Source organism: Azoarcus indigens, assembly GCF_004361735.1.
GTDB classification, from domain to species: domain Bacteria; phylum Pseudomonadota; class Gammaproteobacteria; order Burkholderiales; family Rhodocyclaceae; genus Azoarcus; species Azoarcus indigens.
In genome coordinates this window covers 19682-38838 of sequence record NZ_SNVV01000034.1, presented here as the reverse complement: position 1 = coordinate 38838, position 19157 = coordinate 19682, and the positions used below count along the sequence as shown (strand labels likewise).

Genomic DNA, 19157 nt, shown 5'->3' with positions numbered 1-19157 from the left:
CCACCGTTTCCCCTACCCGGCATTCCGTCAGAAACACCGCTCGCCGCTTCTCCGCCTGCAGGCTCTGCACCGTCACCCGCGTTACCACCGTCGAGCCGATCTTCACAGGAGCCTTGAATTTCAGGTTCTGGGACAGATAGATGCAGCCCGGGCCGGGCAGTTTGGTTCCAAAAACCGCGGAGATGAACGCGGCTGACAACATGCCATGAGCAATCCGCTCCTTGAACATGCTCGCGGCTGCAAATTCTGAGTCGAGATGGACGGGGTTGGTGTCGCCAGATACGCCGGAGAAGAGAAGTAGGTCGGCGTCGGTCACGGTACGTGAGGATACGGCGGTCTGCCCGATGGAGAGCTCTTCAAACTGGAAACCATAGAGCTCGGTGAAGTCGCGGGTACTCTGCGGCATGGGAGGCGTCCTCATGAATTGTGAATGGGGGCATGCGAAAAGGCATGCGGCACCGCGGCTCATCATACTGGTTTTGTTCTCACTCATTTTGCGGCGTATCAAGCTTTGCAAGAACGGAGGGAAGGTGAGAGATTGTCGGGTAGAGGGGCAATGCAGCTGTGCTATCATTGCCGCCTTTCATGTCTCGCCAAGACTCTAACTCCATAAAAATCAATCAGTTATTCTCTGGTTCGTCTGTCGTGTAATGGCGTCGTGATCACCGTGACCGGTTTAACGTAACTGTTGCTTTTATTCCAGTAAGGTGTGGGTCTCTGGGCTAAGAATGGCTTGTGCATGCAGATATCTGTAGTCGATATCTGCGTTGTGCGCCGCCGCAAAACGAGGAAAACCATGCTGAAAGTCTTCAGCCACTACTTCCCCTCCCACACGCTTCAGCAGATCCTCTTCGATGCCTTCTTGCTGTTCGTTGCTGTCCTGGTAGCTGTGGTCATGCAGCTGAACACGGAGATGGTGCAGTGGTACACGGTTGTGCCGTCAGCACTGTCGTTCGCTCTGCTCATGGTGATCCTCAATTCCGCGATGGGTTTATACCGCCCGTTGGCGAGCGAATCGCACAAGAACGCGTTGACCAGGGTATTGCTGTCCATCGTTGTAAGCATCCCGGTTGCCTACGGTATTTTCGGTCTGCTCCCATGGGAGGGGGTTGCTTCCGAGGCGATGCAGGTCTCCGTGTTGCTGTTGTTAGGCTTTGTGCTTTCAATGCGGGGACTGGTAAACCGCCGTCGGGCTTCTTCACTCTTTGCGCCTAGAGTGCTGATCATCGGGACCGGGACGGATGCAGTTGCCGTGCAGCGGGCGCTCACGCACCCGGTCCAGAGCGGCATGGAGATCGTGGGTTTTTTCTCTCCCAGCGGTGAGGACGCGATCGAGGTCGACGCCCGCAAGGTTCTAGGGCGGGGAGAGCGTCTTCTAGATGTTGTGCGCAAGAACAGGGTCAACGAGATCATTGTGGCGCTGAGGGAGCGGAGAGGAGGCGTCCTGCCTTTGCACGAGCTTCTGGACTGCAAGCTCTCTGGGGTGCAGGTAATCGATCTCTCTTCCTTCTTCGAGCGCGTACAAGGGCAGGTTCGGGTCGACTCCTTGCGAGCAAGTTGGCTGATCTATGGAGATGGTTTCAGGCAGGGGGTAGGGCGAACCATCGTGAAGCGCTGTTTTGATCTGGCTGCGGCGACCCTGCTTCTCGTACTGACCTTTCCGATCATGCTGGTGACGGCCTTGTTTATTCTGATCGAGGATGGAGCTCCTATTTTCTATCGCCAGGAGCGGGTGGGATTCGGGGGCCGTGTTTTTCGTGTGATCAAGTTCAGGAGCATGCGTACCGACGCCGAGAAGGATGGCAAGCCGCGCTGGGCATCTTCCAACGATGATCGGGCGACGCGCGTAGGGCGAGTCATCCGCAAGTTGCGAATCGATGAACTGCCCCAACTGTTCAACGTGTTCGTCGGCGATATGAGCCTGGTCGGGCCGCGGCCTGAGCGGCCTTACTTCGTCGATCAGTTGGCCAAGGAAATTCCGTTCTACGCGGTCCGCCATTGCGTCAAGCCGGGCGTCACCGGATGGGCGCAGGTGCGTTACCAGTATGGATCTTCGGTAGATGATGCAATCCAGAAGTTGCAGTACGACCTCTACTATGTGAAGAATCACACTCTCGTACTGGACACCCTGGTGTTGTTTGAAACGGTGCGGGTTGTGCTGACGGGTGAAGGGGCGCATTAAGCGTCTGTCGAGAATAAGGTGCTGGCACGGTGAGCGTACCGATGCCTTAGATGTAACAAGATAGGGTTGCCGGAGGGGAAAGTGGCGGAGGTAGCAATCTGGGGCTACGGGCTCTCCGCTTTCACTTATCTATGCTTCGGTCTCTACCTGTTTTTCGCATGGCGGGGGGGAAGGCCGGGCGGTCTGCTGATATTGGCAGTGGTGGTGTCCTGCATCTGGGCCGCTGCCAGCGGCTTCGTTGCCCATACATCGGCGGCATGGTTATTCGAACTGGTGCGATTGCTGGATATCGCGAGGGGCGCCGCCTGGTTCGCCTTCATACTGGTTCTTCTGCGCCCCCTTGGCGCAGGCCGGACAAAGTGGCCGTTCCTGGCTGCTGCGGGGGTGATCTCTGCCCAGCTGCTAGTGATCGCGGCTGGTATGGTGGACCTGCTGCCTGCGGAGAGCGTGGTCGGCCTCTCCATCGCGACTTTTCTCATGCAGGCCATTCTTGGTCTGGTGCTTGTCGAGCAGTTGTTCAGGGCGCTGCCGTCGGAGTCCCGCTGGGGATTCAAGCCACTGTGCCTCGCGCTTGGCGCGGGCTTCATGTTCGATCTCTACCTCTTCGCGGACGGTTTCCTCTTCAGCCGCCTGGATCCTGATGTCTGGGCCGTACGAGGGGTTGCCCACGCGCTACTGATTCCCCTGGTTGCCCTGTCGGCGACGCGCAATCCGGCCTGGACCTTACGGATGTCGATGTCGAGGGAGATGGTCTTCCACTCGACCGCTCTGGTCGGCACGGGCGTCTATCTCCTGGTCATCGCGGCGGCGGGCTACTACGTTCGCTACTTTGGGGGGGACTGGGGGCGGGCGCTGCAGTTGACCTTGCTGTTTGCCGGTCTGGTGTTGCTAGGCGTCTTCGTCTTCTCTGGTGCGCAGCGCGCCCGGTTGCGAGTGTTCCTTAACAAGCACCTCTTCCCCTACCGCTACGACTACCGGAACGAATGGCTGAGATTTACACAGGCCATATCTTCGGCCGGTGATGGGCTGGACCTGGGACAGACGGTGATCAAGGCGCTCTCAGACCTGGTGGAGAGCCCGGGCGGTGGGCTGTGGTTGAGGGACGGAAACGGGCGTTACCTGATGCATTCCCGGCTCAACCTGGCGGTGTCGGCGGCGATAGAGTCGGCGGACTCGCCTCTCTGCCGCTTTCTGGATGAGCGGACCTGGGTGATCGACCTGGAGGAGTATCGAAGCAGACGCATGCAGTACCAAGGGCTGGTCTTGCCCGATTGGCTCTCTTCGATCGCGGATGCCTGGTTGGTGATCCCGCTGAAGAGCACCAGTGGCTTGGTCGGATTCGTGGTTCTGAACGCTCCGCGGGCGCGGTTCGAAATTGACTGGGAGGTTCTCGATCTGCTGAAGACCGCCCAGCGCCAGGCAGCCAGTTACCTGGAGCGGATGCAGGCTGCGGAAGCCTTGCTGGAGGCAAGGAAGTTCGAGTCCTTCAACCGCATGTCGGCCTTCGTCGTGCATGACCTGAAGAATCTGGTCGCGCAGCTTTCACTGATGCTGAAGAATGCGGAGCGCCACAAGCACAATCCGGCCTTCCAGGAGGACATGCTGGAGACGGTTGCCCATGTTGAGTCTCGCATGCGCACCTTGATGACACAGCTGCAGGAAAAGCGCTCCATCGACCCTGCAAAGGTGGTGGATCTCGCCACCATGGCGGAGCATGTCAAGCAGGTTAAGCGGGCCTTGCTGCCGCCAGTTGAGGTGCATAGGGAAGGGGCGGGCTCGGCCGAGGTGATTGCCCATCCTGAGCGGCTGGAGCGGGTGGTAGGGCACTTGGTACAAAATGCCCTGGACGCTACGCCGGAGGATGGTAAGGTGTCGATCCGGCTGAATACCGGTCATGCGGACCGGGTGCGCGTGGTCGTAGAGGACAGCGGTTGTGGCATGTCGGCCGCCTTCCTGCGGGAGCGGCTGGCGAGGCCGTTTCAGACGACCAAGGCAAGCGGGATGGGGATCGGCGTCTACGAAACCCAGCAATACATCACCGAACTGGGCGGGGCCATCCACTTCGACAGCGAAGAAGGGCGCGGCACGCGGGTGACCATCGATTTGCCGGCCGCGCGCCACGCTGGGGCCGGGAAGGACGGAGCGGAGAAACATGTCGGATAAGCCTCGCACGCTGTTGATCATCGAGGATGACCCGGCGCTGCAGAAGCAGATGAGGTGGGCCTTCGATGCGTTCGAGACGGTCGTCGCCGACGATCGCGAGAGCGCGCTGGCCCAACTGCGCAGGCATGAGCCGGCTGTCGTCACCATGGACCTCGGGTTGCCGCCGGCGCCCGACGACGTTACCGAGGGCTTCCGCCTGCTTGGCGAGATCCTCGCGCTGGCACCGGATACCCGCGTCATCGTGCTTACCGGGCAGCACGACCGCGAGAACGCGGTGCGTGCGGTGGGCATGGGAGCCTACGATTTCTTTGCCAAGCCCTTCGAGCCAGAACTGCTGACGCTGACGATAGAGCGCGCTTTCCGGCTCTACGACCTGCAGCAGGAGAATGTGCGGTTGAAGGCCCACCAGGGAAGCGCGCTCGCTGGCCTGCTGACGCGCGATCCGATGATGCTCAAGGTGTGCCGCACGGTGGAGAAGGTGGCCTCGGCCTCCGTTACCGTGGCCCTGCTCGGCGAAAGCGGTACCGGCAAGGAAGTGCTGGCTCGTGGGCTGCATGCGCTTTCTCCGCGGGCCAAGGAGCGTTTCGTCGCCATCAACTGCGCGGCCATTCCTGAGACGCTGCTTGAAAGCGAACTGTTCGGCTACGAGAAAGGCGCCTTCACCGGTGCAGTGAAGCAAACCCCTGGGAAGATCGAAACCGCCAACAAGGGCACGCTGTTCCTCGATGAAATTGGTGATCTGCCGATGCCGCTGCAGGCCAAACTGCTGCGCTTCCTGCAGGAGCGGGTGGTGGAGCGCATCGGCGGACGGGAGGAAATTCCGGTGAATGTCCGGGTGGTGTGCGCCACCCACCGCGATCTCAAGGCCCAGATACAGGCCGGTGCTTTCCGTGAAGACCTCTATTACCGCCTGGCGGAGATCGTCATCGACATTCCGCCCCTGCGGGAGCGCGAGGGCGACGCAATGCTGCTGGCGCACGCCTTCGTCCAGCGCTTCGCCAAGGAGAACGGCCGCGGCACGCTGCACCTGGCCGAAGATGCGCTCGCGGCCATAGAGGCGCATCCCTGGCCGGGCAATGTGCGTGAGCTCGAGAATTGCCTGAAGCGGGCGGTCATCATGGCCGACGAGAATCGCGTCACCGCGGATGACCTCGGCCTGGCTTCTGCTGAAGAGGACCTGGAGCATCTGAATCTGCGTCACGTCCGCGACGAGGCGGAGCGGCGCGCGGTGGTGCGTGCGCTGGCGCGGACCAATGGCAACATCGTCAAGGCGGCCGAGGTGCTGGGCATCAGCCGGCCGTCGCTTTATGACCTCATGAATCGCTTCGGTTTGAAGAAGGAGAGTTGAGCATGCGTTCGCAACGTTCCGGGCGTGCCCTGCGCAGGCATCCCTCGCTCGGCGGTGCCGTCGCCGCGGCTTGCCTCTCGGTGGCCTTGCTGGCGGGGTGCGGGGACGACCCGCAGGCCATGGTTGCTTCGGCCAAGACTTACCTTGAGAAGAAGGACTACAACGCGGCGGGCATCCAGCTGAAGAATGCGCTGCTGGAGGACGCAGATCTGGCAGAAGCCCGCTATCTGCTCGGCAAGGTCTATCTGGAGCAGGGCGATGCTTTCGCTGCAGTGAAAGAGTTGAAGCGCGCCGAGGAACTGGGCTACTCCTCCGATGCGGTGGCGCCGGAGCTGGCAAGAGCCTTGTTGCGCAGCGGTGATTTCGACGGCGTGCTGAAGAGCTACGGCGAGCGCAAGCTGCCCGAGGCCGGCGCTCAGGCCCGCCTGCTTGCCGCCGTCGGCGATGCCCGCATGGCCAAGGGCGATATCGCCGCGGCCAGGAACGCATATGAAGCCGCTCTGGCGGCGGATGCCTCGGTCTATCCGGCGCGCATTGGCCTCGGGCGGACGCGGCTGGCCGGTGGCGACATCGTCGGCGCCAGGGCTGAGGCCGAAACCGTTGCCAAGCAGGAGCCCGGCGCCCCGGAGGCGCATGCTTTGCTGGCCGAGACCTGGCTCGCGGAGCGACGCCCGGATGAGGCGGTGGCGGCTCTGGATGCCGCAGTTGCAGCCCGGCCCAGCGCGCTTTCCTATCACTTCAGACTGGTTTCGCTGTTGCTCAGCATGAACAAGCTGGACGAGGCCAAGGAAAGGCTGGCGGCGATGAAGAAGGCCGCACCGGCCCACCCGTCCACCCGCTACCTGCAGGCCTTCGTCGATTTCCGTGAAGGCCGTTTCCAAGAGGCGAGAAACGGCGTCCAGCTGGTTCTCAAGGGCACGCCGGATTACCTGCCGGCCCACCTGCTCGCCGGCAGCGTCCTGGTCCGGTTGAACGACTATATTGCCGCCCGTCCGCACCTCAACAAGGTGCTGGAGCGGGCGCCTCAGCAGCCGCTGGCGCGCCGGCTGCTGGTGGCTTCTTACCTCGGTTCCGGCGAGTCCGCGCGGGCGCTGGAGGCCCTGCAGCCCTTGCTGCAGCAGGCGCAGCAGAGCGAGGACGCCAGCCTGATGGCGCTGGCCGGGCAGGTCTATCTCGCCAATGGCGATTTCGACGCCGCCGAGTCCTACCTCAGCCGGGCAGTTTCCAAATCGCCGAACGACGCGACCAACCGGGCCCGCCTGGGGGTTGCGAAGATGGCGGGTGGCGATACCGACGGCGCCTTCGCGGATCTGGAGGCGGCTTCCAGCCTCGATCAGAGCACCGCCCAGGCGGACCTGGCGCTGGTGTTCGCCCACATGCGGCGTGGCGAGTACGACAAGGCGCTGGTGGCGCAGAAGGAACTGGAGCGCAAGGAGCCGAACAACCCGCAGACCTACAACCTGAAGGGCGGCGTCTTCCTGGCCAAGAAGGACTTTGCCGAGGCCCGGCAGGCTTTCGAGAAGGCGGTGTCCATACAACCCAGCTACCTGCCGGCGATCACCAACCTCGTCCGGCTCGACCTGCTGGACAAGAAGCCGGCGGAAGCGAAGGCGCGCTACGAGAAGCTTATCGCCCAGGAGCCGCGTAACAGCGACGCTTTGGTCGCGCTCGCGGAGGTGCAGCGCTCTACCGGCTCGCCGGCGGCAGAAGTGCTCGCCACGCTGGAAAAGGCCGCCGCGGTGGCGCCGGCCGCGACCGGGCCGAAGATCGCCCTGATCCAGCAGCATTTGCGGATGCAGCAGCCGAACAAGGCGCTGGGCATTGCCCAGACCGCGGTCACGGCCAACCCGGCCGATGTCCCCGCGTTGGAGGTCCTGGCGCACACCCAACTGGCCGCGGGCGACCGGCAGCAGGCCATCTCCTCTTTCACCAAGCTGGTTTCGCTGCAGCAGCAGGCCCCCGGTCCCTTGGTGGACCTGGCCGAGGCCCAGCGCCTGGCAGGCGATCTGACAGGGGCGGAACAAAGCCTGCAACGTGCGCTCGCGATCCAGCGCGATCACGTGCTCGCTTCCCAGCGCCTGGTTACCCTGCGCCTGCAGAGCGGTAACCAGGAAGGCGCCTTGGCGCAGACCAAGCGCATGCAGCAACAGCATGCCGACAACCCGCTGGGTTACTTGCTGGAAGGCGACGTGCGCATGAGCGCAAACCAGTGGACCGAGGCTGCGGCCGCGTATCGCCGTGCTTTCGATCAGGGCCAGAGTGCGGAAGTGGTGAACAAGCTGCATTCCGCGCTGAGCCGCGCAGGCCGGAAGGCGGAGGCGGACAAGGTCACCTCCGCCTGGCTTGCCACTCACCCGCGCGACCTCACCGTGCTGGGCTACCTGGGTGAAACCGCCTTGTCCGAGCGCCGTTATGCCGAAGCAGCGAGGCACTTCAAGAGCATGCTGGAAGTGGCGCCGGACAACGTCCTGATTCTGAACAACCTCGCTTGGGTGGCTAACGAGATCAAGGACCCGGCCGCGCTGGCTTATGCGGAGCGGGCCCTGGCCGCCGAGCCGAACAACCCGGTGGTGCTGGACACGGTCGGCAACATCGAGATCAATGTCGGCAAGCAGGATGCCGGCATCGCCAAGCTGGCCAAGGCGGTTTCCTTGGCGCCGGATCTGGCTCAGCTGCGGCTGAACCTGGCGAAGGCCTATGCGAAGGTTGGTCGCAAGGACGAGGCGAAGAAAGAAATCGATACCTTGCTGGCCACTGCCAAGGACGGCTCGCCCCTGCAGGCCGAAGCGCGGGAGCTGGCCAAGACGCTCTGATCGCAGATCAACGAATAACGCCTATTGCTTTGAAAGGATTGTTGTCATGACCACCATTGCCGTCATCGGTCTGGGTTACGTCGGCCTGCCGCTCGCCGTGGAGTTCGGTAAGAAGTTCAAGACGCTGGGGTTCGACCTCTCGGTGGAGAAGGTTGCCGCCTACCGGGATTTCGTCGATCCCACCGGCGAAGTCAGCAGTGAGGACCTGAAGGCGGCCACCCAACTCTCCTGCCACACCGATCCGACCGTGCTCCGCGATGCGGACTTCCTCATCGTGGCGGTGCCGACGCCGGTGGACGAAGCGCACCAGCCCGATTTCACGCCGCTGGTGAAGTCCTCCGAAACGGTGGGACGCAACCTGAAGAAAGGCGCCATCGTCGTCTTCGAGTCCACCGTTTATCCGGGCGCGACCGAGGAGGTCTGCATCCCCATCATCGAGCGGGAGTCGGGGCTGACCTGGAAGAAGGACTTCTTCGTCGGCTACTCGCCGGAGCGGATCAATCCTGGTGACAAGGAGCGCACTGTCACCCGCATCGTCAAGGTGGTTTCCGGCGATACGCCGGAGACTCTGGCGAAGGTGCAGGAGACCTACGGCGCGGTCATCACCGCCGGCGTCTATCCGGCGAGCTCGATCAAGGTCGCCGAGGCCGCCAAGGTCATCGAGAACACCCAGCGCGACCTCAACATCGCGCTGATGAACGAGCTGTCGGTGATCTTCCACCGCATCGGCATCGACACCCTTGAAGTGCTGAAGGCCGCCGGCACCAAGTGGAACTTCCTGCCCTTCCGCCCCGGCCTCGTCGGTGGCCACTGCATAGGCGTCGATCCTTACTACCTGACCCACAAGGCGGAAATGCTGGGCTATCACCCCCAGGTGATTCTCGCCGGCCGCCGCATCAACGACGGCATGGGCAAGTTCGTGGCGGAGCAGACGGTGAAGCAGATGATCGCCGCCGGCTCCAGCATCAAGGGCGCCAATGTCATCGTGCTGGGGCTGACCTTCAAGGAGAACTGCCCCGACCTGCGCAACAGCAAGGTCATCGACGTGATCCATGAACTGGAAAGCTACGGCTGCAAGGTTCACGTGCACGACGCGGTCGCCGAGGCTCCGGAGGCGGTGCACGAGTATGGCGTGAACCTGGTCGAGTGGGATGCGCTGCCGGTGGCGGATGCGATCGTGGCAGCGGTTTCGCATCAGGCCTACCTGGAGATGCCCGTGAAGGAGCTGTTGGCGAAGCTGAAGCCCGGCGGCGTGTTCACCGACGTGAAGTCCTCCTACGATCCCGCAGTGCTCGCGGCCGAAGGTGCCGTGGTCTGGCGGCTCTGATCCGGTCTGTCGCGCGCGTCCAGGCTCATGGGCTGGAACTGCATGGATAGACGCAAGTGGCGGCTTGCCTTTGGCGGTGCCGCCCTCGCGCTCTGGCTGCAATCCGGCTGTGCGGCAGACGACGAAGCCATCGCCAAGGCCTTTGCCCTGCACGCGCGTTATCTCGCCGACCTTGCCGTCCGTTACGAGCATGGCGAAGGCATGCCCCGCGATGCTTCGCGTGCCGCTGCGCTGTATTGCGAGGCGGCCCGGCTGGGCGATGCGGAGGCAATGCATGCACTGGGCTGGATGTACGCCAACGGGCGCGGGCTGGAGCGGAACGACGAGTACGCCGGCACGCTGTTCGCCATGGCGGCCTTCCTGGGCAATACCCAGTCCGAGCGCCTGATGCGCTTCACCGGGCCGTACACCGGCGCGACACCAGACTGCTTGCTGACGCCGCCGGAGCTGCTGCTGGCCGAATCACGTGTCGATGACGTCATCGACGCTTTGCCGCTGGAGCGGCAGCGGATTGCCCGCTTGCTAGTGCAGCATGCTGGCGAATACGGGATACAGCCGCGCTTCGCACTGGCGATCGCGCTCACCGAGTCCAACCTGAATCCCGCCGCGCTGTCGCCCAAGAGCGCGATGGGCGTCATGCAGCTCATCCCGGAGACGGCGGAGCGCTTCAATGTGAAGCGGCCGTACGACGCGGAGGAGAACATCAAGGGAGGGTTGGCCTACCTGCGCTGGTTGCTGGCCTACTTTCGCGGCGACATCGCCTTGGTCGCGGCCGGCTACAACGCAGGGGAGGGTGCGGTGGACAAGTACCGGGGCGTGCCACCCTATCCGGAAACGAAAATGTACGTGCAACGCATCCTGAGTTTCGTCCGTCACCAACGCCATCCCTACGACGCCAGGGTCGTCGCACCTAGTGCCGCCTTTCCTGCCGTCCTGGTTGCCGGGGATACGCTTTGATCAACAGTGTTCGGCGACGGGCCCTGCTTCTCGGGGCCGGGGTGCTGCTGTCAGGCTTCTTGACGCAGCCGGTGCGCGCGGATCTGGTGGATGCGATTCCGCGTATCAAGGCCTCGGTCGTCGGGGTGGGCACCTATCAACGCACGCGCAGCCCGGCCTTCCGCTTTCTCGGCACTGGCTTTGCCGTGGGCAATGGCCGCCTGATTGCCACCAACGAGCATGTGCTGCCGGAGAAGCTGGCCACCGAACAGATGGAAATGCTGGTCGTCGTGCTGCCGGGGGATGAGCAGGTGAGCCATATGCGGCCGGCGTCCCGCGTGGCGGTGGACCGCAATGCCGACCTTGCGCTGCTGCGCATGGATGGCGAGGCGCTGCCCGCCTTGCCACTCGCGCCTGAGCATTCGGTGCGCGAAGGGCAGGAGATCGCCTTCACCGGCTTTCCCATCGGCAATGTGCTGGGCATGACGCCGGTGACCCACCGCGGCATCGTCTCGGCCATCACCCCTATCGGCATTCCGCAGGCCAATTCCCGGGCGCTGAATCCGGCATTGATCCGCCGCCTCTCCGGTGACGTTTTCCGCGTCTATCAACTGGATGCCACCGCCTATCCCGGAAACAGCGGCAGCCCACTGTTCGACCCGGAGTCGGGCGCGGTAGTCGGCGTAGTGAACATGGTGTTCGTCAAATCCACCAAAGAAAGCGTGTTGAGCGACCCGTCTGGCATCACCTATGCGATACCGGTGGAACATCTGAGAGCGCTGCTGGATAGCGCGAAGTAGATCGCCGGGGGGCCCTGGTGCAGCCTCCGTGCCGGGTGGAGTGGCTTTCCCTTGCCGCCTCGCTCCGCGGCAGCCCCGTTTTCGTGCAGTTCTTGCCACCTTCCGGTAAGTCTTGGAGCCGCAGGGGCGGAGGATGACTCGGGGACGGAAGGGCATGCTGATGGATATCGCCACCGAAGAGCTGTCCCAGTTCGAGGCCATCGGTAGCGTCGTGGTCATGCCCAACAAACGGGCCAAGGGCAAGTTTGTGGAGGTGACCGAGGAGGAGGGCGAGCTCTATCGCTCCATCATGGCCGGCGACAACGGCCATGTGACCCAGGTGCTGTAGGGCGCCGGGGCGTCCTGATGAATTCCGCCGGCGTACCCTGGACTGCGACTTGCACCGATCCCTGGGCGATCCCGCCTGTGACCTGCGTTCGAACATCGCTGCCGAGGCCCAGGCCAAGATCATCTACGAACGCCTGATCAACCTCACCGAAGGTCGGTTCTGCCGTTCCCGCGGGCCAGCGCCGCAGCGCGGCCTTGCTGACGGGCCATGCGCTTCCCTGGAGGACAGGGCTGCTTCCTTGTGCAGGGGCTCTAGCTGCGAAGGAATGCGAGAGGCGGGAGTCGCCGGAACGATGTAGTGGCTGCCGAGCGGCTGCTGGCGAGTCGAATCCTGCATTTCCCCCGAAAGTGGGGTGCCCCTAGGGCGATGTCGGCTGGCGCCTTCAGAAGTTGCACCGTTGCTGGCGCCTTGTCTTGGTCCCCCCGCCGGGAATCGAACCCAGATCTAGCGCTTAGGAGGCGCTCGTTCTATCCATTGAACTACGGAGAGGCGGGCGGCATTCTAGCCTTTTGGCGGCTGCGGTCCAAGCGGGTCGGCGGTGGTGCTTTCCGTGGGCTCGCTCGGTTTGGCTCGGCTCCGCGGGGGCAGCAGGAAGTCCTGCGGGCGGGTGAGCACGCGCTTGAGCAGCAGGCGGCCCAGGGTGCGGCGCTGGGCGAAGGTGATGTGGCGGGCGCGCATCGCCACATTCAGGGTCAGGGCGAAGCTCACCGTCAGGTTGACCACCCCGATCAGCAATACGCCCAGCAGGGCGATGCCCACTGTCTGCAATGGCAGCGTGAATTCGCTGCCGGCAGCCGCGTAGCCCACGTAGGCCGAGGAGAAGGCGATGTGGCGGATGTCCAGCGGCAGGCCGAACAGCATGCCCAGCGCGGTGGCGCCGCCGAGCAGGAAGCCGAAGAAGAAGTTGCCAGCCAACGCGCCGAGGTTGTTCTCCACGTAACGCGCGATGCGCTCCATGCGGGCTTCGCCCAACAGGCGGCGCGGTCTGCGCAACTGCCGCAGGCGTTCTGGGATGCGGTTGTAGGCGGAGAGGTTGTCGTAATAGCCGGCAATCAGGCCGGAGAGGAAGAGGCATACGCCGGCCACGGCGGCGAAGAACAGCGCGCCGCTGCGTGGGTCGGCGTCATGCAGCAGGTGGCTGGCTTTCTCCGTATCGACGAAAGGCTCGCCGGTCATGGCCTGGATGAGCAGGCCGAGGCAGATCGCCAGCGGAATGGCAATGCCGACGTTGCCGAGGATGGCGGCGATCTGGCTGCGCACCGTGCGGGCGATGAGGTCGGCGAGATTCTCCAGGTCGCGGCTCTTGCCGCGGGCTTCGCCGATGGAGGCGGCGATGGCGTTGGCGGTCATCGCCGGCTGCTTGGTGGCAACGGTGCCGCCCACCATGTGGATGAGCACGAAACCCAGGCCGTAGTTGAGGCAGAAGGCCAGCGCCTCGTTCAGTGGCGCCATGCCCTGGCGGCTGAACACGATCTTGAGCGCGGCCATGCAGGCGATGATGACACCGCCCAGCGCAGCCGAACCCATCATGCCGAAGTACTCGCCGCGGGTGGCGGTGATGTAGCGCTCGCCGGTCTTGCTGGCGCTTTCGGTCATCCGTAGCGATAGCAACTCCACGTTCTGGCCCCAGTAGTCCGACAGCCGGTTGCGCCGGCACTCGGCGCGGACCAGCGCCTTGAACAGTGGAATGATGCGCGGCAGGGCGCCGCGGATGTCCTCTTGCTCGCGCAGGGTGTCCAGCAGGCGCAGCAATTCGGCGATGCGCTCCAGATGTTGGCGCAGGCGCTCCAGCTTGAAGGTGAGGGTGAGGCTGGTGCCCAGCTTGGTCGCCCGGCGGCGTACCCGCTGTAGGACTTCGTCGCACTGGTCGAGCATGACGCGCAGGTGCTTGCCGTCGGCCGGCTCGGTGGTGATGCGGCGCCAATGGTCACGGTACTGGTCGAGGTAGGCCAGCAGCTCCGCGTTCTGGGCGAGGAAGGGGGATTCGTACTCCTCCAGGTCGGGTTCCACCCGTACCAACTCCGGGTCCAGCCCGATGGCGGAGACGTGGAAGGACAGCACCCGTAACGCTTCGATGAGTTCGTCCATGACCGGCGGCAGTTCCCGTTCTCCGGACGCAGGGGACGGCGACTTGGGCGCGGTCAGCAGCGTCTGCAGGAAGTCCAGCCACAGCTCGTCGCTGAGGGCATTGACCCACAACTCGTCGTCGCTGCGGTGAAAGACCGCCGCCAGCACGTCTTTCATGTAGGCGGTATCGATCACATTGGGCAGCACCCGGTCGGCAATCCGTCTGGCGGTCTCGGAGAAGAAGCCGGTGGAGGGCAGCAGGCCGGATGACACGTAAAGCGAAACCTGTTTGCGCTCACGGAACAGCCGCAGCAGCGCTTCGCACATCGGTTCCGCCAGGTCAGGCCGGCGGGACAGCAGGTGGGTGAGGGCGCGCAGCTTCTCCGCCGCTTCGTCCGGCCGGCTGGCACGGCGCGGCCGCAGGTGGTCCACCAGGCGGACCCAGGGGGCAATCTGGTCCCCCTCGGCCACCTTGAATTCCGACAACAGTTCTTCCATTCGTATCCTCTACATAGCCGCGTCCGCGTTGCGCCGCTGGGCCTTGCTGCCCGGTGTGGCGACCCTTCCGCGCAGCGGCGGAGGCGTGCCCCCATGGTAGCAGCCCGCTAGAATCCAGCTTTTCACCCTTTCCGATCCCCGCCGAGCCCACCGATGCCCCTGCTGTCCGTTGAAAACGCCTGCCTTGCCTTTGGCCATGTCGACCTGCTGGACCGGGCGGATTTCCAGCTCGATGCCGGCGAGCGGGTGGCGCTCATCGGCCGCAACGGCTCGGGTAAATCCAGCCTGCTGCGCGCACTCGCCGGCCAGGCCGCGCTGGACGATGGCCAGGTCTGGCGCCAACCCGGGCTGGTGACCACCTACGTGCCGCAGGAGGCGGATTTCCCGCTGGACCGCGATGTGTTCGCTACCGTGGCCGACGGCTTGGGCGATGCCGCCCGCCTGCTGGTCGAATACCATGAGGCGATGCACGCGGTAGCGGAGCAGGGCGACGTCGAGGCACTGGCACGGCTGGAGCGGCTGCAGGCCGCGGTGGAGGCCGCTGACGGCTGGCAGCTCAACCGGCGGGTGGAGCACATGCTCGCCCGTCTCGGACTGTCGGCCGATGCAAAGGTTGCCAGCCTCTCCGGCGGCGGGGTGAAGCGGGTGGCGCTGGCGCGGGCGCTGGTGGCGGAGCCGGAACTGCTGCTGCTGGACGAGCCGACCAACCATCTGGATATCGATGGCATCCTCTGGCTGGAAGGGCTGATCCGCGACTTCCGCGGCGCGGTGGTGGTAATCACCCACGACCGCGTCTTCCTCGACAACGTTGCCACCCGCATCATCGAATTGGACCGCGGCCGGCTCGCCAGCTACCCCGGCCGCTACAGCGACTACCAGCGGCGCAAGGCAGAGGAACTCGAGTCGGAGGACAAGGCCAACGCCCGCTTCGACAAGCTGCTTGCGCAGGAAGAGGTATGGATACGCAAGGGCGTGGAAGCCCGGCGCACCCGCAACGAAGGCCGGGTGCGGCGCCTGGAGGCGCTGCGGCGCGAGCGCTCGGCGCGGCGCGATCGCCTGGGCAATGTCAGTCTGGCGGTGGATCGCGGCGAGCAGAGCGGCCAGATGGTGGCCGAGCTGCATGGCGTCACCAAGCGCTATGGCGAGCGCGCAGTGGTGAAGGACTTCTCCACCCGCATCCTGCGCGGCGACCGCATCGGCCTGCTCGGTCCCAATGGCGCCGGCAAGACCACGCTGCTGAAGCTCATCCTCGGCGAGATCGAGCCCGACGAAGGCACCGTGCGCCGCGGCACCAGGCAGACGGTGGCCTACTTCGACCAACTGCGCGCCCAGTTGGACCCTGAGTTGCCGCTGACCGAGGTGATCAGTCCGGGATCGGAATACGTCGAGATCGCCGGCGAGCGCAAGCACGTCATCGGCTACCTGGGCGATTTCCTGTTCGCGCCGCAGCGCGCGCGTTCGCCGGTGAAGTCGCTGTCGGGCGGCGAGCGCAACCGTCTGCTGCTGGCGCGGCTGTTCGCCCGCCCGGCCAACATCATGGTGCTGGACGAGCCGACGAACGACCTCGACATCGAAACCCTGGACTTGCTGGAGGAACTGCTGGCCGCCTACGACGGCACCTTGTTCCTGGTCAGCCACGACCGCGCCTTTCTCGACAACGTGGTCACCCAGGTGATCGCAGCCGAGGGCGGTGGCCAGTGGGGGGAGTATGCCGGTGGCTACGGCGACTGGCTGCGAGTGCAAACGGCGCGCGAGGCGCAGAAGCAGGAAACTCAGCGCCAGCAGCCGGCGCCCAAGGCGACCCCTGCCGCCGCGCCTGCCAAGCCGGCGGCGCAGAAGACGGCCAAGCTTTCCTACAACGAGCGGCGCGAACTGGAGAGCCTGCCGGACAAGATCGCCACGCTGGAGGCGGAGCAGGCCAGCCTGCATGCACGGTTGGCGGATCCGGCGCTGTACCAGGAGGCGCCGCACGAGGTCGCCCGCTGCAAGGACAGACTGGACGCGCTGGACGGCGAAATCGAAGCCGCCATGCTGCGTTGGGAGGCGCTGGAGACGCGGGCGGCTGAAGCCGGCGGTTGAGGCTGGGCTGAGATCGCCGGAGGGGCGCGGGCTTTCAGCCCTGCCTCAAGCCTGGGAAAGCCAGGCCACGGCCGCTGCGCTGCCGAGGAAGATGCTGAGGTGCAATGCGGACCACCAGCGGTAACGGCGGGCGATGCGCGCCGGATCCAGGTCGGAGATGAGGTACAGCCGGCCATCACCTGGTTTCCGCACTACATGCGCCTCCGGCGCGGCGAGCACCTCCTGGCGTTGCTTTGCCACCTCGCGCTTGGCCTGGGCACGGGCCAGCTCCCACTCCTTCAGGCTGATCTGACCATCGCCATCGAGGTCGAAGCGGGCAAGCAGACGCTGGTGGTCCTGTTTCCATTCGGCGAGGAGATCGCGCACCTGGGCGGCGGTGTCCAGCTCCGGCGTGATGCTGCCCAGCGTGTGGAAATCGCCCAGCACATAGATGGGGTCGTGACGCAGCAGGCACCACTGGACCTGCCGGATGTCGCCACGCTCCACCGTGTCCTGCCGCCGCACCAGCATTTCCGCCCCCTCGGGATCGACCGCGCAGACGCCGCTCGCATCCCGCAGCAGGAAGGACGCATCGCTCTCGTCCGTGTGGGCATGAACCCACTTGCGATCGTTGTTGCGGTGGTAGGTGGCGAGGCGGTACCAGATTACCGGCAGGCCGGTGAGCGGGGACAGCACCGGTGTGCCGGCCAGTGGCTCGCCGTGGCCACGCAGTTCCACGTAGCCCTGGGCGGCGGAGCCCACCCGGGAGGTGGGGGTGTCGAGGATGAGCCGGGCATGCTGCAGCGTGCGCAGCCAGCCATAGAGGCCGCAGGCCAGCAGCAGGGCGATGGCGAACAGGCTGGCCTGGCTGCGGGGGCCGACATGCAGGATAAAGGCGACCAGGCCGAACTGGATTGAGGGCAGCGCGACGTTCAGGCCGTCGCGCCGCAGGCGCACGAGCATGGGAGGCGGGTCAGGTGCCGAGCAGCGCCTTCACGTCCACGTCCGCCTTCTCCACGCTGGCGAACTCCAGCAGCGGCTGCGGCGGGAACTGGAACAGGCGGGCGAGCAGCAGGTCGGGAAACTGCTCGATGCGCACGTTGTGCAGATTGACAGATTCGTTGTACCACTCGCGCCGGTCGGCGATGCCGTTCTCCAGCGCGGTGATGCGGCTCTGCAACTGCATGAAATGCTCGTTGGCCTTCAGTTCCGGATAAGCCTCGGCAACGGCGAAGATCTGGCCCAGGCCGCCGCGCAGCAGGCCTTCGGCCGCACCCAGCGCGGGCAGGTCATGCTGCTCGCGGGCGGCGGCGACGCGGGCGCGTGCCTCGGTGACGCGGGCCAGGGTTTCGCTCTCGAACTGGCGGTACTGCTTGCACACCTCGATCAGCTTGGGCAACTCGTCGTGACGCTGCTTCAGCAGCACGTCGATGTTGGCCCAAGCCTTGGCCACGTTGTGCTTCAGCCGGACCAGGCCGTTGTAGATGACGACGCCGTAGGCCAGGGCGACCACAACGATGCCGAGCAGCAGGGCGGAGGAAACGCTCATGGGGACTCCATGTTCAACCCGAGGATCATATACGCAAGCGCCCTCCGATAGAGCGCTTCCGGCTCACTCCGGCTGCGGCGCCTCGGGCAGGAAGCGGGCCATGGCTTCCTCCGGCACGTTCAAGCGGTGCAGCAGTTGCTCCCGGCCCAGGGGCAGCAAGCGTTCGATGGCGTCGATGTCGTCCGGCAACGCGGGGTCGTCCCAGCCGTGGGCGACATGGCGGGCGAAGTCGGCAGCGAGCTTGATGGTGCGCACCCGCGGGTGCTCGCCCTGGGTCTCGTCCAGCAATTGCACCAGCAGCTGCGGCAGCGTCCAGGCGTGGATCAGGGCCAGCTGAATTTCCCGCGCGGTGGCGCCGAACACGGCGCGCTGGGCGGTGGCGCTACGTAGCTGGCGGTCGGCGAGCTGCAGGCTGTAGACACGGCGTGTCAGCTCCGGCGCGAACACCCAGCAGACGATTTCGGTGGCCTCCCGCAGCAGTGCGGCCACGGTGATCTCGTCCACATCCAGGTCGTGACGCACGATGGCCCAGTCACGGGCGTAATGGGCGGCGCGCCGAGCGCGGCCGATGACTTTCAGCACGCCGATGAGCGCCTGCGGATGTGCCGCCAGCCCGTCCTCCACCGTCGGCATGCGGGTGAAGGTGTCGAAAAAGGGACCCAGCCCCATCATCATCACCGCCCGGTCTATGGTGGTGATGTCATGGTTCTGCGAACTGCGGCGGTGGCTTTCGAGATGAGTCAGCAGCTTCATCGTCATCAGCGGATCCGCCAGTACCACGGCAGCGATGCGCTTGCCGCTCACGGTGTCCATCTCGGCGCGCAGCGCTTCGAGATCCTTGACCGTGCGCCGCAGCACCGGTAGCGGCTGGCGGGAGAAGTGCTCGACGTAGGCATCGACTGTTTCCAGGGGCTGCGTGAGCAGGGGCATGGCGGCGAACCCAAGATGATCTTGTCGAATTATCGGTTGCGCAGGGACGGATTTGAAGTGCGGGCCGGGCCGCCGGGCCGACTATGGCTTTTCGTTATAATCTGGCGCATCCTCGTCATCCGTCCGCGGCTCCGTCCGGATCGGCCATAGCCCCACAG

Annotated in this window: 15 protein-coding genes and 1 tRNA gene; 10 read left to right on the top strand and 6 right to left on the bottom strand. The window is 64.7% G+C overall.

Features of this window, described 5'->3' with window-relative positions; genetic code table 11:
• Positions 1 to 406 (bottom strand): MaoC family dehydratase (locus tag C7389_RS23340; protein WP_133595068.1); only part of this gene is annotated, 406 nt, incomplete at its 3' end.
• 390 nt (positions 407 to 796) lie between these two features.
• On the opposite strand from C7389_RS23340, the gene C7389_RS23335 reads away from it, so the two are divergent.
• The 9 genes from C7389_RS23335 (at position 797) to C7389_RS25915 (ending at position 12195) form a co-directional block, all read left to right on the top strand.
• Positions 797 to 2182, top strand: a complete 1386-nt coding sequence (locus tag C7389_RS23335; RefSeq protein ID WP_133595067.1) for a TIGR03013 family XrtA/PEP-CTERM system glycosyltransferase — start codon at positions 797 to 799, stop codon at positions 2180 to 2182.
• 81 nt (positions 2183 to 2263) lie between these two features.
• Positions 2264 to 4345: an XrtA/PEP-CTERM system histidine kinase PrsK gene (gene prsK, locus C7389_RS23330; RefSeq protein ID WP_133595066.1), complete on the top strand. Its 2082-nt coding sequence runs from the start codon at positions 2264 to 2266 to the stop codon at positions 4343 to 4345.
• Entirely contained in the window at positions 4335 to 5693 is a 1359-nt protein-coding gene (gene prsR / locus C7389_RS23325) for a PEP-CTERM-box response regulator transcription factor (RefSeq protein WP_133595065.1), read from the top strand. Before prsK ends, prsR begins: the two co-directional genes overlap by 11 nt.
• A gap of 2 nt (positions 5694 to 5695) precedes the next feature.
• On the top strand, positions 5696 to 8506 hold the full coding sequence (gene prsT, locus C7389_RS23320; protein WP_133595064.1) for an XrtA/PEP-CTERM system TPR-repeat protein PrsT: 2811 nt from the start codon (positions 5696 to 5698) through the stop codon (positions 8504 to 8506).
• Positions 8507 to 8552: 46 nt separating this feature from the next.
• Positions 8553 to 9833, top strand: a complete 1281-nt coding sequence (locus C7389_RS23315; protein WP_133595063.1) for a nucleotide sugar dehydrogenase — start codon at positions 8553 to 8555, stop codon at positions 9831 to 9833.
• Between the two features lie 42 nt (positions 9834 to 9875).
• Positions 9876 to 10790: a lytic transglycosylase domain-containing protein gene (locus C7389_RS23310; protein WP_133595062.1), complete on the top strand. Its 915-nt coding sequence runs from the start codon at positions 9876 to 9878 to the stop codon at positions 10788 to 10790.
• Between the two features lie 59 nt (positions 10791 to 10849).
• A complete protein-coding gene (locus C7389_RS23305) occupies positions 10850 to 11569 on the top strand; it encodes a S1 family peptidase (RefSeq protein ID WP_246034948.1) in 720 nt (239 codons plus the stop codon).
• Between the two features lie 154 nt (positions 11570 to 11723).
• Positions 11724 to 11897 (top strand): manganese catalase family protein, encoded by a 174-nt coding sequence (locus C7389_RS25780; protein WP_211168514.1) that lies wholly within the window; start codon positions 11724 to 11726, stop codon positions 11895 to 11897.
• Positions 11898 to 11946: 49 nt separating this feature from the next.
• Complete coding sequence (locus C7389_RS25915) at positions 11947 to 12195, top strand: manganese catalase family protein (protein ID WP_211168515.1); 249 nt, start codon at positions 11947 to 11949, stop codon at positions 12193 to 12195.
• Between the two features lie 116 nt (positions 12196 to 12311).
• On the opposite strand, the gene C7389_RS23295 is transcribed toward C7389_RS25915, so the two are convergent.
• Positions 12312 to 12386: transfer RNA gene (locus C7389_RS23295), tRNA-Arg, on the bottom strand.
• Between the two features lie 12 nt (positions 12387 to 12398).
• A complete protein-coding gene (locus C7389_RS23290; protein WP_133595060.1) occupies positions 12399 to 14462 on the bottom strand; it encodes a site-specific recombinase in 2064 nt (687 codons plus the stop codon).
• A 153-nt stretch (positions 14463 to 14615) separates the two neighbouring features.
• Here C7389_RS23290 and C7389_RS23285 point away from each other — a divergent pair, with 153 nt between their 5' ends.
• On the top strand, positions 14616 to 16541 hold the full coding sequence (locus C7389_RS23285; RefSeq protein WP_133595059.1) for an ATP-binding cassette domain-containing protein: 1926 nt from the start codon (positions 14616 to 14618) through the stop codon (positions 16539 to 16541).
• Positions 16542 to 16586: 45 nt separating this feature from the next.
• Here C7389_RS23285 and C7389_RS23280 read toward each other — a convergent pair whose 3' ends face one another.
• The 3 genes from C7389_RS23280 to C7389_RS23270 form a co-directional block, all read right to left on the bottom strand.
• Positions 16587 to 17483 (bottom strand): EF-hand domain-containing protein, encoded by an 897-nt coding sequence (locus C7389_RS23280; protein WP_133595058.1) that lies wholly within the window; start codon positions 17481 to 17483, stop codon positions 16587 to 16589.
• 10 nt (positions 17484 to 17493) lie between these two features.
• Positions 17494 to 18069 carry a LemA family protein gene (locus C7389_RS23275; protein ID WP_133595057.1) on the bottom strand — a complete coding sequence of 192 codons (576 nt, stop codon included), beginning with the start codon at positions 18067 to 18069 and terminating at the stop codon, positions 17494 to 17496.
• Between the two features lie 63 nt (positions 18070 to 18132).
• On the bottom strand, positions 18133 to 18999 hold the full coding sequence (locus C7389_RS23270) for an HDOD domain-containing protein (protein WP_133595056.1): 867 nt from the start codon (positions 18997 to 18999) through the stop codon (positions 18133 to 18135).
• Between the last annotated feature and the right edge of the window lie 158 nt (positions 19000 to 19157).

What these genes read in the sequence shown, in the direction of transcription:
- C7389_RS23335 (WP_133595067.1), top strand. Translation starts at nt 797, where the DNA reads ATGCTGAAAGTCTTCAGCCACTACTTCCCCTCCCACACGCTTCAGCAG.
- prsR (WP_133595065.1), top strand. Translation starts at nt 4,335, where the DNA reads ATGTCGGATAAGCCTCGCACGCTGTTGATCATCGAGGATGACCCGGCG.
- prsT (WP_133595064.1), top strand. Translation starts at nt 5,696, where the DNA reads ATGCGTTCGCAACGTTCCGGGCGTGCCCTGCGCAGGCATCCCTCGCTC.
- C7389_RS23315 (WP_133595063.1), top strand. Translation starts at nt 8,553, where the DNA reads ATGACCACCATTGCCGTCATCGGTCTGGGTTACGTCGGCCTGCCGCTC.
- C7389_RS23310 (WP_133595062.1), top strand. Translation starts at nt 9,876, where the DNA reads ATGGATAGACGCAAGTGGCGGCTTGCCTTTGGCGGTGCCGCCCTCGCG.
- C7389_RS25780 (WP_211168514.1), top strand. Translation starts at nt 11,724, where the DNA reads ATGCTGATGGATATCGCCACCGAAGAGCTGTCCCAGTTCGAGGCCATC.
- C7389_RS23290 (WP_133595060.1), bottom strand. Translation starts at nt 14,462, where the DNA reads ATGGAAGAACTGTTGTCGGAATTCAAGGTGGCCGAGGGGGACCAGATT.
- C7389_RS23285 (WP_133595059.1), top strand. Translation starts at nt 14,616, where the DNA reads ATGCCCCTGCTGTCCGTTGAAAACGCCTGCCTTGCCTTTGGCCATGTC.
- C7389_RS23280 (WP_133595058.1), bottom strand. Translation starts at nt 17,483, where the DNA reads ATGCTCGTGCGCCTGCGGCGCGACGGCCTGAACGTCGCGCTGCCCTCA.
- C7389_RS23275 (WP_133595057.1), bottom strand. Translation starts at nt 18,069, where the DNA reads ATGAGCGTTTCCTCCGCCCTGCTGCTCGGCATCGTTGTGGTCGCCCTG.
- C7389_RS23270 (WP_133595056.1), bottom strand. Translation starts at nt 18,999, where the DNA reads ATGCCCCTGCTCACGCAGCCCCTGGAAACAGTCGATGCCTACGTCGAG.